The organism is Cytobacillus sp. FSL R5-0377 (assembly GCF_038004385.1).
Taxonomy (GTDB): Bacteria; Bacillota; Bacilli; order Bacillales; family Cytobacillaceae; genus Cytobacillus.
On sequence record NZ_JBBORA010000001.1, the window covers coordinates 322,715 to 336,967 of the forward strand.

13 protein-coding genes and 1 riboswitch are annotated in these 14,253 nt (G+C 42.4%); of the genes, 9 read left to right on the plus strand and 4 right to left on the minus strand.

Annotated elements, in window-relative coordinates:
- Nucleotides 1–106: 106 nt before the first annotated feature.
- Nucleotides 107–457 (minus strand): Na-translocating system protein MpsC family protein, encoded by a 351-nt coding sequence (locus NSQ49_RS01635; RefSeq protein WP_251283789.1) that lies wholly within the window; start codon nucleotides 455–457, stop codon nucleotides 107–109.
- Nucleotides 458–619: 162 nt separating this feature from the next.
- Nucleotides 620–717, plus strand: a riboswitch (purine riboswitch).
- A gap of 181 nt (nucleotides 718–898) precedes the next feature.
- Here NSQ49_RS01635 and NSQ49_RS01640 point away from each other — a divergent pair.
- The 8 genes from NSQ49_RS01640 to ade all read left to right on the plus strand — a co-directional run bounded on the left by NSQ49_RS01640 (nucleotide 899) and on the right by ade (nucleotide 9,523).
- Nucleotides 899–1,387 (plus strand): (2Fe-2S)-binding protein, encoded by a 489-nt coding sequence (locus NSQ49_RS01640; protein ID WP_159867331.1) that lies wholly within the window; start codon nucleotides 899–901, stop codon nucleotides 1,385–1,387.
- Nucleotides 1,388–1,390: 3 nt separating this feature from the next.
- Nucleotides 1,391–1,987: a nucleotidyltransferase family protein gene (locus NSQ49_RS01645; RefSeq protein ID WP_159867328.1), complete on the plus strand. Its 597-nt coding sequence runs from the start codon at nucleotides 1,391–1,393 to the stop codon at nucleotides 1,985–1,987.
- A 4-nt stretch (nucleotides 1,988–1,991) separates the two neighbouring features.
- Nucleotides 1,992–2,867, plus strand: a complete 876-nt coding sequence (locus NSQ49_RS01650; RefSeq protein WP_159867325.1) for an FAD binding domain-containing protein — start codon at nucleotides 1,992–1,994, stop codon at nucleotides 2,865–2,867.
- The gene (locus NSQ49_RS01655; RefSeq protein ID WP_251283788.1) at nucleotides 2,864–5,152 is read left to right on the plus strand and encodes a xanthine dehydrogenase family protein molybdopterin-binding subunit; all 2,289 of its coding nucleotides are present in this window, start codon (nucleotides 2,864–2,866) and stop codon (nucleotides 5,150–5,152) included. Before NSQ49_RS01650 ends, NSQ49_RS01655 begins: the two co-directional genes overlap by 4 nt.
- Nucleotides 5,153–5,160: 8 nt before the next feature.
- Nucleotides 5,161–5,994, plus strand: a complete 834-nt coding sequence (locus tag NSQ49_RS01660) for an XdhC family protein (protein ID WP_159867319.1) — start codon at nucleotides 5,161–5,163, stop codon at nucleotides 5,992–5,994.
- On the plus strand, nucleotides 5,973–6,287 hold the full coding sequence (locus tag NSQ49_RS01665) for an XdhC family protein (RefSeq protein WP_159867316.1): 315 nt from the start codon (nucleotides 5,973–5,975) through the stop codon (nucleotides 6,285–6,287). Before NSQ49_RS01660 ends, NSQ49_RS01665 begins: the two co-directional genes overlap by 22 nt.
- A gap of 92 nt (nucleotides 6,288–6,379) precedes the next feature.
- Nucleotides 6,380–7,747: an NCS2 family permease gene (locus tag NSQ49_RS01670; protein ID WP_251283787.1), complete on the plus strand. Its 1,368-nt coding sequence runs from the start codon at nucleotides 6,380–6,382 to the stop codon at nucleotides 7,745–7,747.
- A 39-nt stretch (nucleotides 7,748–7,786) separates the two neighbouring features.
- Nucleotides 7,787–9,523 (plus strand): adenine deaminase, encoded by a 1,737-nt coding sequence (gene ade, locus NSQ49_RS01675; protein WP_251283786.1) that lies wholly within the window; start codon nucleotides 7,787–7,789, stop codon nucleotides 9,521–9,523.
- 33 nt (nucleotides 9,524–9,556) lie between these two features.
- Here ade and NSQ49_RS01680 read toward each other — a convergent pair whose 3' ends face one another.
- The 3 genes from NSQ49_RS01680 to NSQ49_RS01690 form a co-directional block, all read right to left on the minus strand.
- Nucleotides 9,557–11,278: a glycosyl hydrolase family 18 protein gene (locus NSQ49_RS01680; RefSeq protein ID WP_251283785.1), complete on the minus strand. Its 1,722-nt coding sequence runs from the start codon at nucleotides 11,276–11,278 to the stop codon at nucleotides 9,557–9,559.
- A 128-nt stretch (nucleotides 11,279–11,406) separates the two neighbouring features.
- Complete coding sequence (locus tag NSQ49_RS01685; RefSeq protein WP_251283784.1) at nucleotides 11,407–12,849, minus strand: phospholipase D family protein; 1,443 nt, start codon at nucleotides 12,847–12,849, stop codon at nucleotides 11,407–11,409.
- Between the two features lie 129 nt (nucleotides 12,850–12,978).
- A complete protein-coding gene (locus NSQ49_RS01690) occupies nucleotides 12,979–13,302 on the minus strand; it encodes a DUF3243 domain-containing protein (protein WP_159867301.1) in 324 nt (107 codons plus the stop codon).
- Between the two features lie 193 nt (nucleotides 13,303–13,495).
- Between NSQ49_RS01690 and plsY the strand changes: the two genes are divergently transcribed.
- Nucleotides 13,496–14,080, plus strand: coding sequence for a glycerol-3-phosphate 1-O-acyltransferase PlsY (gene plsY, locus NSQ49_RS01695; protein ID WP_159867298.1), 585 nt, complete (start codon nucleotides 13,496–13,498; stop codon nucleotides 14,078–14,080).
- Nucleotides 14,081–14,253: the final 173 nt, after the last annotated feature.

Sequence of the window (14,253 nt, forward strand, 5' to 3'; positions counted from 1 at the left end):
GGTTTCATTCAGCTTCCGTTAAACAAAAGACAAAGGAACCGCTCCTATATTCAGGTTTAAGAAAAACTGCGTCATGCACAGCTCTCCCAAACAAAATGTAAAACTTCTATTCTTGAAAATAAATAATGGTGCAGGCTTCTTCAGTAACAGGATCATAATCTTTTAAAATCGTTATGACTTTCAAATGAAGAGCATCTTCAATCATACCTTTTAGAAGCGATTTAAATTCAACAATCAATGCTGAATCAACCGAAATGGTCAGGTGATGGAAGTTCTGACTCAGCATCTGCAGTGCCTGAACACGCTTATGCTGTGCGAAGATGATGACTCTATCATCAAATGTTTCAATACGCTGTTTTTTCACGCCTGTTCCATAGATTTCCTGGTTCACACGATTATAGAGAAAAGCGAGATCTTTTTTTATTGTTTGAAATAATTTTGAGGTTAATACAGTCATGTAATCCTCCTGTTAATCACTATATTAAACAAGGCTATTTTATAAGTCAATATCTTTTTCAGAAAATTCTCACTTGACAAAATATTAACTTAACTATTACACTACAAATCAACTCCCCCTATATTTCTATAATTGTCCCTGTAAAACCTCCCTTCAGCATCAAGAAAAATTAAATAGAATTTTCGTATAACCTCAATAATCGGTTTGAGGGTTTCTACTGGGAACCGTAATTCCTATCTACGAAAGGGATATTTCCTGTTGATTACATACAGGAACCTTTTGTGCAGGAATTTTTTTGTGCTTATTAGTCTATTTAGAAGAAGATGCATAATATCATAATTTAAATACCTCTTCCTGCTCGCCAGGCTACTATCCCATACAAAACTGCTCACACTTTTTTCTCATTGCCAATGGTTTCAAAATCTATGAGGAGGCGAAGATTTGAAAAGTATTCATTTTATTGTTAACGGGAAGGATTGTACGGTCGTTTGCCCGCCTGCGAAACCGCTCCTGGATGTATTAAGAGAAGAGCTGGGTTTGACTGCAAGCAAGGAATGCTGCGGAAAGGGAGAATGCGGATCATGCTCTGTTCTAATCAATAATGAGGTTGTATGTTCCTGTCTTGTCCTTGCTGGCCAGGCGGAAAACCAGGTGATCACCACTTGTGAAGGAGTCGGACTATCACCAAATCTTGATGTCATTCAGGAATCTTTTATTGCCGAAGGAGCAACACAATGCGGGTACTGTACCCCGGGAATCATCGTATCAGCAAAAGCTTTCTTGGATGGAATTGACCATGTTCCATCCGTTGGGGAAATTAAAACCGCATTAGGAGGGAACCTGTGCCGCTGTACAGGCTATACCAAAATTATCAAGGCCGTTCAGACAGCTGCCAGCCAAAAAATATCCGAGCCTGAAACAATCCGATAATCCATGACACATACAGCCATTTTACTTGCCGCGGGCCAGTCCAGCAGAATGGGTACTCTAAAAGGACTGCTGCCATGGAATGGTACGACATTATTCGAACATCAGCTGAACACACTCAGAAAATCGGTGTTCACAGATATTGTAGTTGTATTGGGTTATGAAGCCGATACATTTCATTCAATTGGAAAAAAGTATTCTGCAAATATGATCATAAATGAACACTTTCAGGATGGAAAATGTTCGTCAATCATTGCGGGGGTGAAAGCCGCGGACGCGTTATCAGATACGATTCTGATTACATCCGTCGACCAGCCGCTTCATACTGAGGTCATTAATAAGCTCGCAGGTGACTTTAGAAAAACCCGCTGCCTGATTGCAGTCCCTAGCTGCCAGGGCAAAAGAGGGCACCCCATCCTCTTTTCGTCCCGATTGAGGAACGAGCTTTTATCAATAAAGGAAGAGAATATGGGTTTGAGGCATGTAATTCAACAGCATAAGCAATTTCTCCTTGAGGTGCCAGTGGAAAATGAACAGATTCATCTCAACCTGAATCGCCAGGAAGATTATAAAATTGCGGTTAAAACATATACAGGGAGGTAAGCTGATGCTTGTTTCAGAGATTGATATGTTTACCCCTTCCTCTCTATCCGAATGTCTGATGCAGCTATCGAAGAAAGGCAGGGTTCATAAATTGATAGCAGGCGGTACAGATGCTGCAGTCCGGATGAAGGAAGGCAAATGGCGGCCGGAAATTTGGATCAATATAAAAAACTTAAGTGAGCTGCGTTATATCATAGAAAGTAAAGATTGTATTCATATTGGCCCGTTGACAACACATACTGATATTATTCATTCTCCGCTTCTGCAAAGAAAAGCGGATGTTCTCGTAGATGCAGCTCGGGAAGTCGGCGCCACTCAAATGCAGAATATGGGAACAATCGGCGGCAATATTGGCACTGCCTCTCCTGCAGGCGATACCCTTCCGGCTTTGTATGTTCTCGGAGCAAGACTTGAACTCTCCTCGCTGTCGGATAAACGAATCGTCCCAATCGAAGACTTTATCCTTGGTCCCGGCAGAACTGTTTTAAAAGAAAATGAAATGATTACAAAAATCATAATAACGCCGCAAAAACCGAATGAAATAGGGATTTTCCAAAAGCTCGGCCCTCGCAAAGCGCAATCTATCTCCATTGTGAATGTTGCTATTTCACTCATAATGGACCATGAGCTGAAATGCAGGGAAGGAAAAATCGCCTTCGGATCTGTAGCACCAACGATTATACGTGCACGCAAGTGTGAATCGGTGCTGACGCTGGGACCGCTAAATGATGAATTAATCCGGAACATAGCCAGAATTGCCTGGAAAGAGGTTATGCCCATCACAGATGGAAGAGCAACAGCTACATATAGACGGGATATGGCAAGCGCTTTATTGGAAAGAGGATTATACCGCTTAATGAGGAGGTGGAATAACCAGTGAACACCAAATGGGTTGGGAAACGGGTAAATAGAATCGATGGCCCGGAAAAAGTAACCGGTGAATTAAAATATATGACCGATTACCACTTTGACAATATGGTTTGGGGAAAAGTGCTGCGCTCTGAATATCCGCACGCCAAAATTAATTCAATAGATATTGAGGCAGCCAAAAATCTGCCTGGTGTGATATGTGTGCTAACCCATAAAGATATCCCCGGCTTTAATGGATTTGGGATTGTGGTTCCCGATCAGCCTGTTCTGTGCTCCGATGTCGTCCGGTGTACAGGAGATGCGATAGCATTAGTTGGAGCAGAAACACTGGAAATCACAGAACAGGCACTGAGTTTAATTAAAGTGGACTATGAGCCACTTGAAGTAGTTGCAGATGCTGAATATGCCCTGACAGATTCTGCTCCGAAGCTTCATCCTGATGGCAATCTACACAGCCATGTGAAAATAAAAAACGGAAACATCGAGAAAGCATTCGAAGAAGCTGACATCATTGTCGAGAATACCTTCTTCTCCCCCCGCCAAATGCATGCTTTTATCGAAACGGAAGGCGGCTGGGGGGTAATGGATGACGATGGGTTCCTCACCATTCGCTGCCCTGGCCAATATGCATACCGCGATCGAATGCAGATTGCGAGATCCCTGGCATATAACCCAGAAAGAATAAGAGTTATCTCAAGTCCAATTGGAGGTGCCTTTGGCGGAAAGGATGAGATTACCGTTCAAATTTATCTTGCTCTCCTTGCACTGCATACAAAGGGACGGCCTGTAAAAATCCATTTAAGCCGGGAAGAGTCAGTCATTGCGGGCATAAAAAGGCATCCATTTAAAGTTCAAATGAAGACTGCTGCCAGAAAAGACGGGACACTGCTTGCCAATCAGGTGAGAGCCATAGGAGATACGGGTGCTTATGCATCACTTGGAGGGGCGGTCATAGCACTCGCGATCGAACATTCATGCGGCCCTTATAAAATTCCTAATGTGGATCTCGAGGGCTTCTGTGTTTATACAAATAATGGCATTTCCGGCGCATTCAGAGGCTTTGGCGTCAATCAGGTATGCATGGGAATTGAAACTCATATGGACATGATTGCAGAAAAGCTGGGAATGGACCCTATTGAATTGCGCAAAAAAAATGTTTATCACCAAGGCGAAGTTTCAAGTGTAGGCCATATTGTCAAATCCAGTGTTGGCACTTATAAAACCCTGGAAACAGCAGAGAATTGCGATTTGTGGAAGAACAGGGAAAAATACAAATCTGAAGTAAGTGAGCCATGGAAAAAACGCGGAGTATCCCTGGCAACTTCCTTTCATGGTATCGGAATGGGTATTGGCCTCCCTGATTATGGAGCAGCCTCTATTGAACTTCAGCCGGATGGAACTTTCCTTGTAGGTGTGGGATGCGAGGAAATCGGAGGAGGCAACAGCACCGCTTATGCCCAGATAGCCGCAGAAATGCTGACCTGTGATATCAGCAATATCAGAATTATTCAAGGTGATACACAAAAAACACTTGATGGCGGTACTGTAACTGCCTCCCGCTCCACCTATACCGGCGGAAGAGCTATTGCTCAAGCAGCTCCCCGGATGACCCAGCTTCTTATTCAAACTGCTGCTGAAATGCTGAATCTAGATGCGTCCCAAATTAATTTAAAACCGAACCACCTATCAGCCAATGAGCAGATTATACCTAATAAATCTATCTATAAATACCTTTATGATCATCATAAGGCAACTAGAGTAGAAGGACACTTCTACCTGCCGAAAGAAAAAGATGAAATCAAAGGCTCCGGCGGTGCCCCCCACCATTTATACGGATATTTGACACATGTGGTGATGGTGGAAGTTGATACTTTAACAGGCGAAACAGAAGTTCTTCGGGTAGTTTCCATCCCGGATGCAGGCAAAGTCATTAATCCGCAGGGCTTAGAGGGCCAGGCTGAAGGGGGAGCAGTAATGGGCATCGGCTATACTCTTTATGAAGATGTGCTGATTGAAAATGGATACCATAAAACGCGGAATTTCACTGATTATATCATTCCTACTATTCGCGAGACTCCTTTAATTGAGACCTTTCCGGTTGAAGAGCCAGAACAATCTGGCCCCTTTGGCGCAAAGGGCATTGGGGAAGTGGTAATGATTCCGATAATTGCTGCTATTATGTCAGCCATATATGATGCAACAGGGGCCAGAATATTTCATTTGCCTGCTACTCCTGAAAGAGTTTTTAATGCATTGAAAGATCTCAAAAAACAAAAAGTCCAATCCCCAAGGTGATCCTATTGATGAGCCGCAATTTATTTGCCAGATTAGAAGAGTCCATCAAAAATCGGAAAGACACGTTTCTGCTGACTATAACAGACTATCCTGAAGAAAAACTCATCGGAACCAAAGCTTTATTATGGCCAGAAGGGGAGTTCTGCACGGAATCCTCCCTTCTGCCCATGGATGTAAAGAAACTACTAACAGTGCAATGCAATAAACTGGTCACCAAAAAACGGTCCGGAACTGTGAGATTTATGTGGAACGATAGTCTAATTGAATGTTTTGCCGAGTACTTCCCTTCTCCGCTCCATTTAATAGTCGCCGGTGCCGGCCATGTGTGTGAACCCGTGGCAGAAATGGGACGGATGCTCGGATTTTTCGTGACAGTAATAGACGACCGGAAAGAGTTTGCAAACAGAGAACGTTTTCCAAAGGCAGATGAAGTGGTTTGCCAATCCTATCTGGATTATTTCAGGCATGTTGAAATTTCGGAAAAAACTTATATACTCCTTCTTACACGGGGACATAAGTATGATGTTCTCAGTTTGAATGAACTTTTAAAAAGAAAATGTCAGGCAGGATACATTGGCATGATCGGCAGCAGAAGGCGTATATCGGGTGTTTTTGAAGAATTGCATCAGGATTTTCCTGATGAGAGCTTTGAAAATCTATACACACCGGTGGGTCTAGATATTGGAGCTGAAACACCTGCGGAGATTGCAGTCAGCATCATGGCAGAAATTCTGAAAGTGAAAAATCAAAAATCCGGAGATTCCTTAAGTTCGCAAATTAAAAGATTTGCAAAATTGGGGTTCCGTGAGGGGGCTGGCAAATGGACCAAATGCAGCTTATAAAGCGCACCCTCGATATCCGGAAAGGAGGTGAGAAAGCAGCCCTCGCCACCATTATCCGCACAAAAGGCTCTACTCCGAGAAAAATCGGAAGCCGGATGATTGTGTTCCCCTGCGGAAGAATTGAAGGAACAATTGGCGGTGGCTGCGGAGAAGCAGAAGTAATTGAGAAGGCTTTCGAGGTTATGCAAACAAATACCCCCAGTCAAAAGCGTGTTGATTTAACAAAAGGGCTGTTTTATGAAGATGGCGGAATATGCGGCGGCATCATGGATGTTTTTATTGAACCCATCTAATAAACTGCAGAAAAAGATCTCCCGCCTATTCCATGGTCAAGTCAGTTCGTTTCTCAGGATGAACATTAACCATGAATAAGGAGTGACCTTTCATGTCGACGATTGAAAAGGATCTTGGGTCGGGCCTCCCGCCTGCCTCAAATGCGAACCTCTTAGAACGGCTCTTTAAGCTTTCCGCACGAAATACAAATGCAAAGACAGAAATACTGGCAGGCATTACATCGTTTTTGACAATGAGTTATATTATCTTTGTCAACCCGATCATCTTAGCTGACGCGGGCATACCAAAAGAAGCTGCACTGGCAGCAACCATTTACGCAAGTGTCTTCTGTACTCTTCTAATGGCTCTGTGGGCAAATTTCCCTGTAGCAGTTGCCCCGGGCATGGGGCTGAATGCCTTTTTTGCCTATACGGTGGTGCTTGGACAGGGGCTTTCCTGGCAAACAGCCCTGGGAGCTGTATTTATTTCGGGGATTGTGTTTTTAATTTTGACCGTTACCGGAGTCCGGCAGAAGATTGTAGATGGTGTCCCGGATGTCTTAAAGTCAGCTATAGGTGTTGGAATTGGTTTATTTATAGCCTTTATCGGGTTAAAAAATGCAGAATTAGTGGTCGCAAATGAAGCTACATTTGTCGGCTTGGGAAGCATCACAAGCAAGGGGCCACTGCTTGCCCTATTCGGATTGATTATTGCCGCACTCCTGATGGCAAAGAAAGTAAAAGGCGCCCTGCTTATCAGTATATTGGGAACGAGTGCAGCAGCCATGATTGTTGGCTTCATTGCCTACCCAAAAGCCGTAAGTGATATCGTTTCCCTTAATCTGCCAAGCATGTCTGAGACGTTTTTAGCTATGGATATTATGGGAGCCGTAAAATATGGCATCATCTCAGTCATTTTCTCCTTCACAATTGTAGAATTATTTGACAATTTAGCAACCCTCATCGGACTATCAAGAAAAGCTGGCCTCACAGATAAAAATGGAAAAATTGAAAACCTGGACCGTGCCCTTCAGGCAGATGCCGTAGGTACGATGGCAAGTGCAGCCTTCGGTAGCACTGCCTTAAATGCTTATGTGGAGAATGCCACAGGAATCTCAGAAGGCGGACGGACTGGCTTAACGGCATTAACTGCAGCTGTACTTTTCTTCCTGTCGCTCATCTTTGCTCCGCTTATCTATTTTATACCGTCTGTCGCCACTGCGCCTATTCTCATTCTTGTAGGAGCCTTAATGCTTAGTGAAATAAAACATATAAGCTTTGATGACTTCACTGATGTTATTCCGGTATTTTTGACAATCGTTCTTATGCCTTTAACCTTCAGTATTGCCCAGGGATTGGCATTCGGCTTTATCTCTTATACTCTGCTTAAGCTCCTGACAGGCAAGCATCATCAAATCCACTGGATCATGTATTTTGTGAGTGCTGCCTTTATTATTAATTTCATCATGGGCGGACATTAAACTGTTGATTGTCATTTTTTTCAAAAGCGAGGAGTCCGTATGAAGCTAACCATTGAAATGTTGCGAAAAAGAATTGATGTGGCGGCCAAAAGAACTCCTGCCGATCTGGTAATAAAAAACGGAAAAGTAATAAACGTGTTTACACGTGAAATCATCGAGGAAGACATTGCGATTGCCGATGGCTTCATAGCTGGCTTAGGAAGGTATGAAGGCAAAGAAATTATTGATGCCCGGGGCAGCTATATCGCCCCAGGCTTTATTGACGGGCATGTCCATATTGAGTCAGCGATGGTGACTCCCGCTGAGTTCAGCAATGTTGTGATCCCGCACGGAGTCACGACTGTGATTGCCGACCCTCATGAAATAGCCAATGTCAGCGGGACTGACGGCATTGATTTCATGCTGAAATCTTCGGAGGATATCCCGCTTGATGTATTTTTTATGCTCCCATCCTGTGTCCCTGCAACTCCATTTGAAAATGCCGGTGCGTCCCTTAGTCACAAGGACCTCGAGAAATATTACAGTCACCCAAGAGTGCTTGGGCTCGGTGAAGTTATGGATTATCCCGCTGTTATGAACAATGATGATGGAATGCTAAAAAAACTGGAAGCTGCCTATAGCAAAGGGAAATGCATAGATGGGCATGCGGCAGGACTTAATGAGGAAGAAATCAATATTTACATGGCAGCAGGCATAAGAACAGACCATGAATGCATCAACCCTGAGGAAGCATTGGATCGGATGCGCAAAGGAATGTTTGTTATGCTGCGGGAAGGATCGGCGGCAAGAGACTTACTGTCACTTCTCAAATCTGTCAGCGAACGAAATTCACGGCGCTGTTTATTCGTAACCGATGACAAGCACCTGGATGACCTGATCAATGAAGGCAGCATTGATCATAATGTCAGAATGGCCATTAAGGCAGGGATTGATCCTATCCTTGCCGTTCAAATCGCTACTCTTAATGCAGCAGAATGCTTCGGCCTGAAAAATAAAGGGGCCGTTGCTCCCGGTTATGAAGCCGACCTGGTTTTTCTCAGTGACCTCAGGAATGTCAAAGTTGAAAAAGTTATAAAATCCGGAATACTTACTGCAGAAAATGGGAACATGAAGAAATCTGTTCCAAACAATGCTGCACCCGCAAGACCTATTTTGGACAGTATTAAAATCACCAGCCTGAACTATGAAGATTTAAGCATTCGCATTGGGAAGGATAACTGCAATATCATTGGCATTATTGCGAACAGCATTGTCACCAGGCACCTTGTGGAGAAGGCTGATTCAATTGATGGCTATTTCCAGCCAAGTGCTCATAGAGATCACTTAAAGCTGGCCGTTGTGGAGCGGCACAATGGCACAGGCAGCATAGGGCTTGGCATTGTTAAGGGGTTAGGGATCTCCAGAGGCGGGATTGCTTCAACAGTTGCACACGATTCCCATAATATTGTTGCAGCAGGCACATCTGATGAGGATTTGCTGACTGCCATTAAGCATACGGCAGCAATGAGAGGAGGTCTGGCTGTTGTCCAGGATGGGGAAATACTTGCGGAACTGCCCCTGCCTATTGCGGGACTCATGACCGACCAGGATTCCTCATTAGTCTATTCACGTTTATCCCAATTGAATGATGCACTTATGACAATCGGATGCAGCATGGAGTTCAACCCGTTTTTGACGCTCTCATTTTTAGCGCTCCCGGTTATCCCTGAACTCAAATTAACTGATAAAGGGTTATTCTCTGTAAGATCCTTCAGTCACATTAAAACCGAAGCATAAAAAATAAGGCCGTGATGTTCTACGGCCTTTCTTTCATTTTTTGGTGATTTCCTTATTAGTTAACGTTAAGGCAGACCAGGCTGTTTCATCTGCAAAGTATCTGCTCCAGCTTGCAACACCGGCCAAATGATATTTCTTTGCCAAATCAGCTCGTTTCGTTAGTGAAATTTCATCTTCAAGCCATACTTTGTATGTGATTTTATCTTTTTCTGAGTAATGCTCCGCAAAATTTTGCCCGCTTACCGGATCGTATATGGGAGTAACTTTATTTTGAGTGAGCCATTCTTTCACTTTGCCCATAGAAAGGGCTTGTGAAGAAACATCGCCATTTGATTCCTGTTTCCATAGTCTCGTATATAATGGCACACCCAATATTAATTTTTCATTAGGCACAACCTCAAGCAATAGTTTCAGATTGTCCTCCACCCACGGGAGGCTTGCAACACTTCCTGCAACCTGTGAGCTTCCCCAATGCTCATCATAAGCCATGACAACCATATAATCTGCTATTTCGGCAAGCTTTTCCCTTTCATAAAAAGCAGACCAATTTCCGCTTGATGAAATGAAGGTGATATCCATTGACACCACTAAACCTGCGTCATGAAAAAATGGAGTGGCTTCTCTCACAAACTGCGTTATGAGCGGACCGTCCTCAGGATTTACATTTTCAATATCAAGATTGATTCCGTTTAATTCATATAGTTGACTGAAATTTAAAAGCTGCCGGATCATTTTCTGCCGTGTTTCAAAGTTACCAAAGGCTTCATGTGTCAAATCAGGGTCAAATGCATTTGAAAACAATCCCCAAATTTGGTATCCCTGTTTTCTTGCCCAGTTTGCATACTCCTTCGACCCCAGGTTCTTAATAGCTCCTTTTCCGTCCGCAAGCTCAAACCATGTCGGCGATATGACATTAACGCCATCCATCTTCGGGATGGCCGAAGTATTCGGGTTTTTGGTATATACAGCTTCCCAGGTCAGCTGAATCGGATCTTCCATTTTAGGGACTGTGTTTTTTGTTTCTTCAAGTGAAATAGCTATCTCCCTGGTATTGCTCTTTTTTATGTATTGCTTCTTCAAATAGCCTGCTCTGCCATCTATTTTTCTTATAAGATAGTAATCTCCTTCTTCCTCTTCAATAAAAATATGTTCTTTAGGAGTTACGGAGGCCGTATAGGGTGAATCAAGACTGGCTTTCGTCCGAAGCCGAAGCAATTCTTCATGAATATCTTTTTCAAGCACTTCACCGGAAACAATAGTCTCTCCATTCTTTTGAACCCAGACTGCACCTGTTTCAGCGAGAATTGAATAAGTTATTGAATAGAAAGTCAACAGGGGCTCAAGTGCCACATACCTGTCTCCTCCTATCTGCTTAACAACTGAAAACTCCGATTCCACAGACTTGCCATTCACATAATAGCTTGAAGCATCAGATGGCATCTGCACTACTTTATTCTTAGTGGCAAGAATAATAGATTGTGAAGGTTCATCGTAAATGATAGCTTCATCAATAAACTCCTGCAGAAAGGTTAGTGGCAGGTAGATTGTATCCTCTTCTTTATAAGCATTTCCAGCCTGTTTTCCCATAAACAAAATCGGATTATCCCCTTTAAAGTAAGCTGCCTTCTCCTTCGAGGCAAAAGGATATAAAAGCATCAAAATGCTGGAGATTATCATTGTAAATGCAAACAAAAGACCCGCAAAAATCCACTTTTTAACAGGAGGCTTTTGTTTGCTTGTTTCAATCTTGTACATTCCTTTTCCTCCCTTATTTTCCATCGTAAAGGAATAATCTGAAAATGGGAAGAAAATTTAGAATGTCTTCATTTATTCAACCCATCCTTATAAACGAAATTAATCAAGGAAAGGTTTCACAATTTTTATCAGTATGTTGTAAAGTGAGTAAGCTTCTGGAGTCTATAAGTAATATATTTGGCAAAAGGCATTTTTTCATTGGAAGGATAGTTCTTCGTATAAATGCCTCCATTATTATTCCAAAGCTTATTAAAATACCTGTCGACATCCTTCATAACCTGTGAATGAGGAGGGGCGATGATTTTTAAATTTGTCTCCAGGTTTAAATCGTCCAGATTTCTTTTCGTAAAATTAGCTGAACCGGCGATAATCTTACTATCTTCTCTTCCGGTTATATACATGATTTTCGAATGGTATTGTTCAAATCCTGTATTGTACCATCTTATTTTTATGTTATTATGACCTAATTTGTTCAATTCAGCTGCAACAGGTATATTAGGCAGCCCGATCTTTTCAGAGCCGAAAGCGTTCTGGTTGGGATCCAGGATGATTTTTACTTTTACGCCGCGGTCGGCTGATTCTTTTAGTGCATCTACCACTTTTCGCTCAGCAAGATAAAACATGCCAAGCCAAATGGTTTCCCCTTTCCCAGCTTTATTGATTTCTTGAAGAATGTGTTTATAAATCTTGCCTTCAGTCAGCACCTGGGCCTTAAGCGGGCCAATTTTATTGCTCTTTTCAGGCTTGAAATCTGTAAGTTTGCCGGATGCTGAATAGTCGACTACTGCCTGCTCGGTTTTTACGAGATCCGCTAAGATTGGCCCTTTTACTTCAAATGCTATATTGGAATGAAACCCGCTGGCATTGTGGGGATTTCCGGATGTGACAATCCCGGATTTTTCAGTTACAAAAACCTTCCGGTGATTTGCTTTTATATTCATTAGATCGAGATAGGAACGGAATGTCACCTTCGGAGCATTTTCTGCGAGCGGATTGGGGAGCCAGCCCTTGCCGCCCTGCCCAAACCATTGTATAAATACACGCCAAAATGCCGAATAAATTGGATTTGAATCCCTTAAAGGAACTAATGAAGTATAAACCACTTTTATGCCATTCTCTTTGAGTTCCCGGAATTCCGGGACTTCATGTGATCCATAGGTACTGTTAATCCGATCTGTAATAACGGTAATATCCATATTCGGGCGGTTAAGCTTTTTTTCAATCAGCTTATCAGTTATTTTGCCGCTAATATCAGGATATTCTTTATCACCATCATTAAAGCCGTTGAATAAAAACATATCCATAACTATAAAATCCTCTGCCTCGTCGATGGCTTTTAAAATATGCTTAAAGATTTGCTGTTCACTTTCTCTTTTGCCATTTTCTTTTTCAAATGTTAAATCGTAAAGGAACTGAACATCTTCTGCAGAATATAGTTCTCCTTCGAATGAAAGGCCCTCGGGCAATGATTTATTGGATTGATAGATAATGGTTGCTGCCATTACCAGCACCAGGCTCAAAATAGGTATCCATACCTTTTTTCTATTTACTTTTCCCAGAACCTTTCTCACTAGTACTCCCCCTGCTTCTTAGACTGCGATAACTATATATAGACCATTTTTGACCATTGTAAACTCATCTATGCGCCTCCAGGCAAAATAAAAGACGAAGGCAAGCGCCTTCGCCATTAATACATATTATTAGCCAACAAGCTTTACAAGCATATGAGACAGCTTATGCTTTTCTTCTTCTGTGCCTACCTTCCATAATTCCTGAAGAAGCTTTTCTTCACGGTTCCTTGGTTCTTCTTTAGATGCCAGATAATCGCCTACCTTTTGAGCAGTATTAGCAAGCTGTTCCTCATCCATGCCCATTTTCTGTCCCATGGAAACCTTTCCGCTTAAATAATCTTTAAACCCGTCAAAGCTTGAAAGAATATCATCTTTCTTTTCGCTCCCCATGTTATCGAGCTTTCCCTCTACATCTGCCGCTTGTCCATTTACATTATTCATATTTTGTTCCATGCTGAATCTCTCCTTTATTTGGAATTGTTTGCTGTGACAGTCTACTAATACCCGGTGTCAAACAGATCAAACACAAGCCAGAGAGTTGAAGCATCCTCAAAAATAATTTGGACTTCTTTTTAATTGCACATGGTATGCTGCTTTGCTCACATGGTACAATATACTAACATAGAAAGTATGAAGGAGAGTTTTTATGATTTATGGAATTATCATTATTTTAGCTTATTTACTTGGCTCCATTCCTTCAGGTTTAATTGTTGGAAAACTATTTTATGGAGTGGATATTCGTCAGCATGGCAGCGGAAATCTGGGCGGCACCAATACTTTCCGGACACTTGGAGTGAAGGCCGGCATGATTGTGACCATAGCTGATATCTTAAAAGGCACCCTTGCCGCATCCCTTCCCCTTTTCTTTGGTTCAGAAATGCATCAGCTTATCGCCGGAGTTTTCGCAGTTATTGGGCACATGTATCCGCTGTTTGCCGGTTTTCGCGGAGGAAAAGCAGTGGCCACTTCAGGCGGAGTACTTTTAGCCTATGTACCGTTCATGTTTCTTATCATATTGGGTGTTTTCTTTCTAAGCCTTTACATAACTAAGTATGTGTCTTTATCCTCTATTCTGGCAGCAGTTGCCTCCATCATTTACGCTCTTATATTAGGTGACATACCGCTGATTATTGTTGTGTCTATCCTCGGATTCTTTGTTATTTACAGGCATAGGGCTAACATTAAACGAATCAGGGACAAAACCGAGCCCAAAATAAAATGGCTTGGCTGAAACCAGCCGGCCGCGCAAAACAGCAGACTTTTCACCTGCTGTTTTTTATATTTCAGAAAAACTGACCGTATGGTATGCGAGTAAATGATTATACATAAAGAAACATAAATTGATATCTTTCGCCATACATTAGTTTAGGCTTATATTCTGCCGAAAACCACTAATGTAAGGAT

Bases quoted from the DNA above. Each gene is read 5' to 3' on its own strand.
- NSQ49_RS01635 (WP_251283789.1), bottom strand. From the start codon at position 457: ATGACTGTATTAACCTCAAAATTATTTCAAACAATAAAAAAAGATCTC.
- plsY (WP_159867298.1), top strand. From the start codon at position 13,496: ATGATTTATGGAATTATCATTATTTTAGCTTATTTACTTGGCTCCATT.
- NSQ49_RS01680 (WP_251283785.1), bottom strand. From the start codon at position 11,278: ATGTACAAGATTGAAACAAGCAAACAAAAGCCTCCTGTTAAAAAGTGG.
- ade (WP_251283786.1), top strand. From the start codon at position 7,787: ATGAAGCTAACCATTGAAATGTTGCGAAAAAGAATTGATGTGGCGGCC.
- NSQ49_RS01670 (WP_251283787.1), top strand. From the start codon at position 6,380: ATGTCGACGATTGAAAAGGATCTTGGGTCGGGCCTCCCGCCTGCCTCA.
- NSQ49_RS01690 (WP_159867301.1), bottom strand. From the start codon at position 13,302: ATGGAACAAAATATGAATAATGTAAATGGACAAGCGGCAGATGTAGAG.
- NSQ49_RS01660 (WP_159867319.1), top strand. From the start codon at position 5,161: ATGAGCCGCAATTTATTTGCCAGATTAGAAGAGTCCATCAAAAATCGG.
- NSQ49_RS01650 (WP_159867325.1), top strand. From the start codon at position 1,992: ATGCTTGTTTCAGAGATTGATATGTTTACCCCTTCCTCTCTATCCGAA.
- NSQ49_RS01665 (WP_159867316.1), top strand. From the start codon at position 5,973: ATGGACCAAATGCAGCTTATAAAGCGCACCCTCGATATCCGGAAAGGA.
- NSQ49_RS01645 (WP_159867328.1), top strand. From the start codon at position 1,391: ATGACACATACAGCCATTTTACTTGCCGCGGGCCAGTCCAGCAGAATG.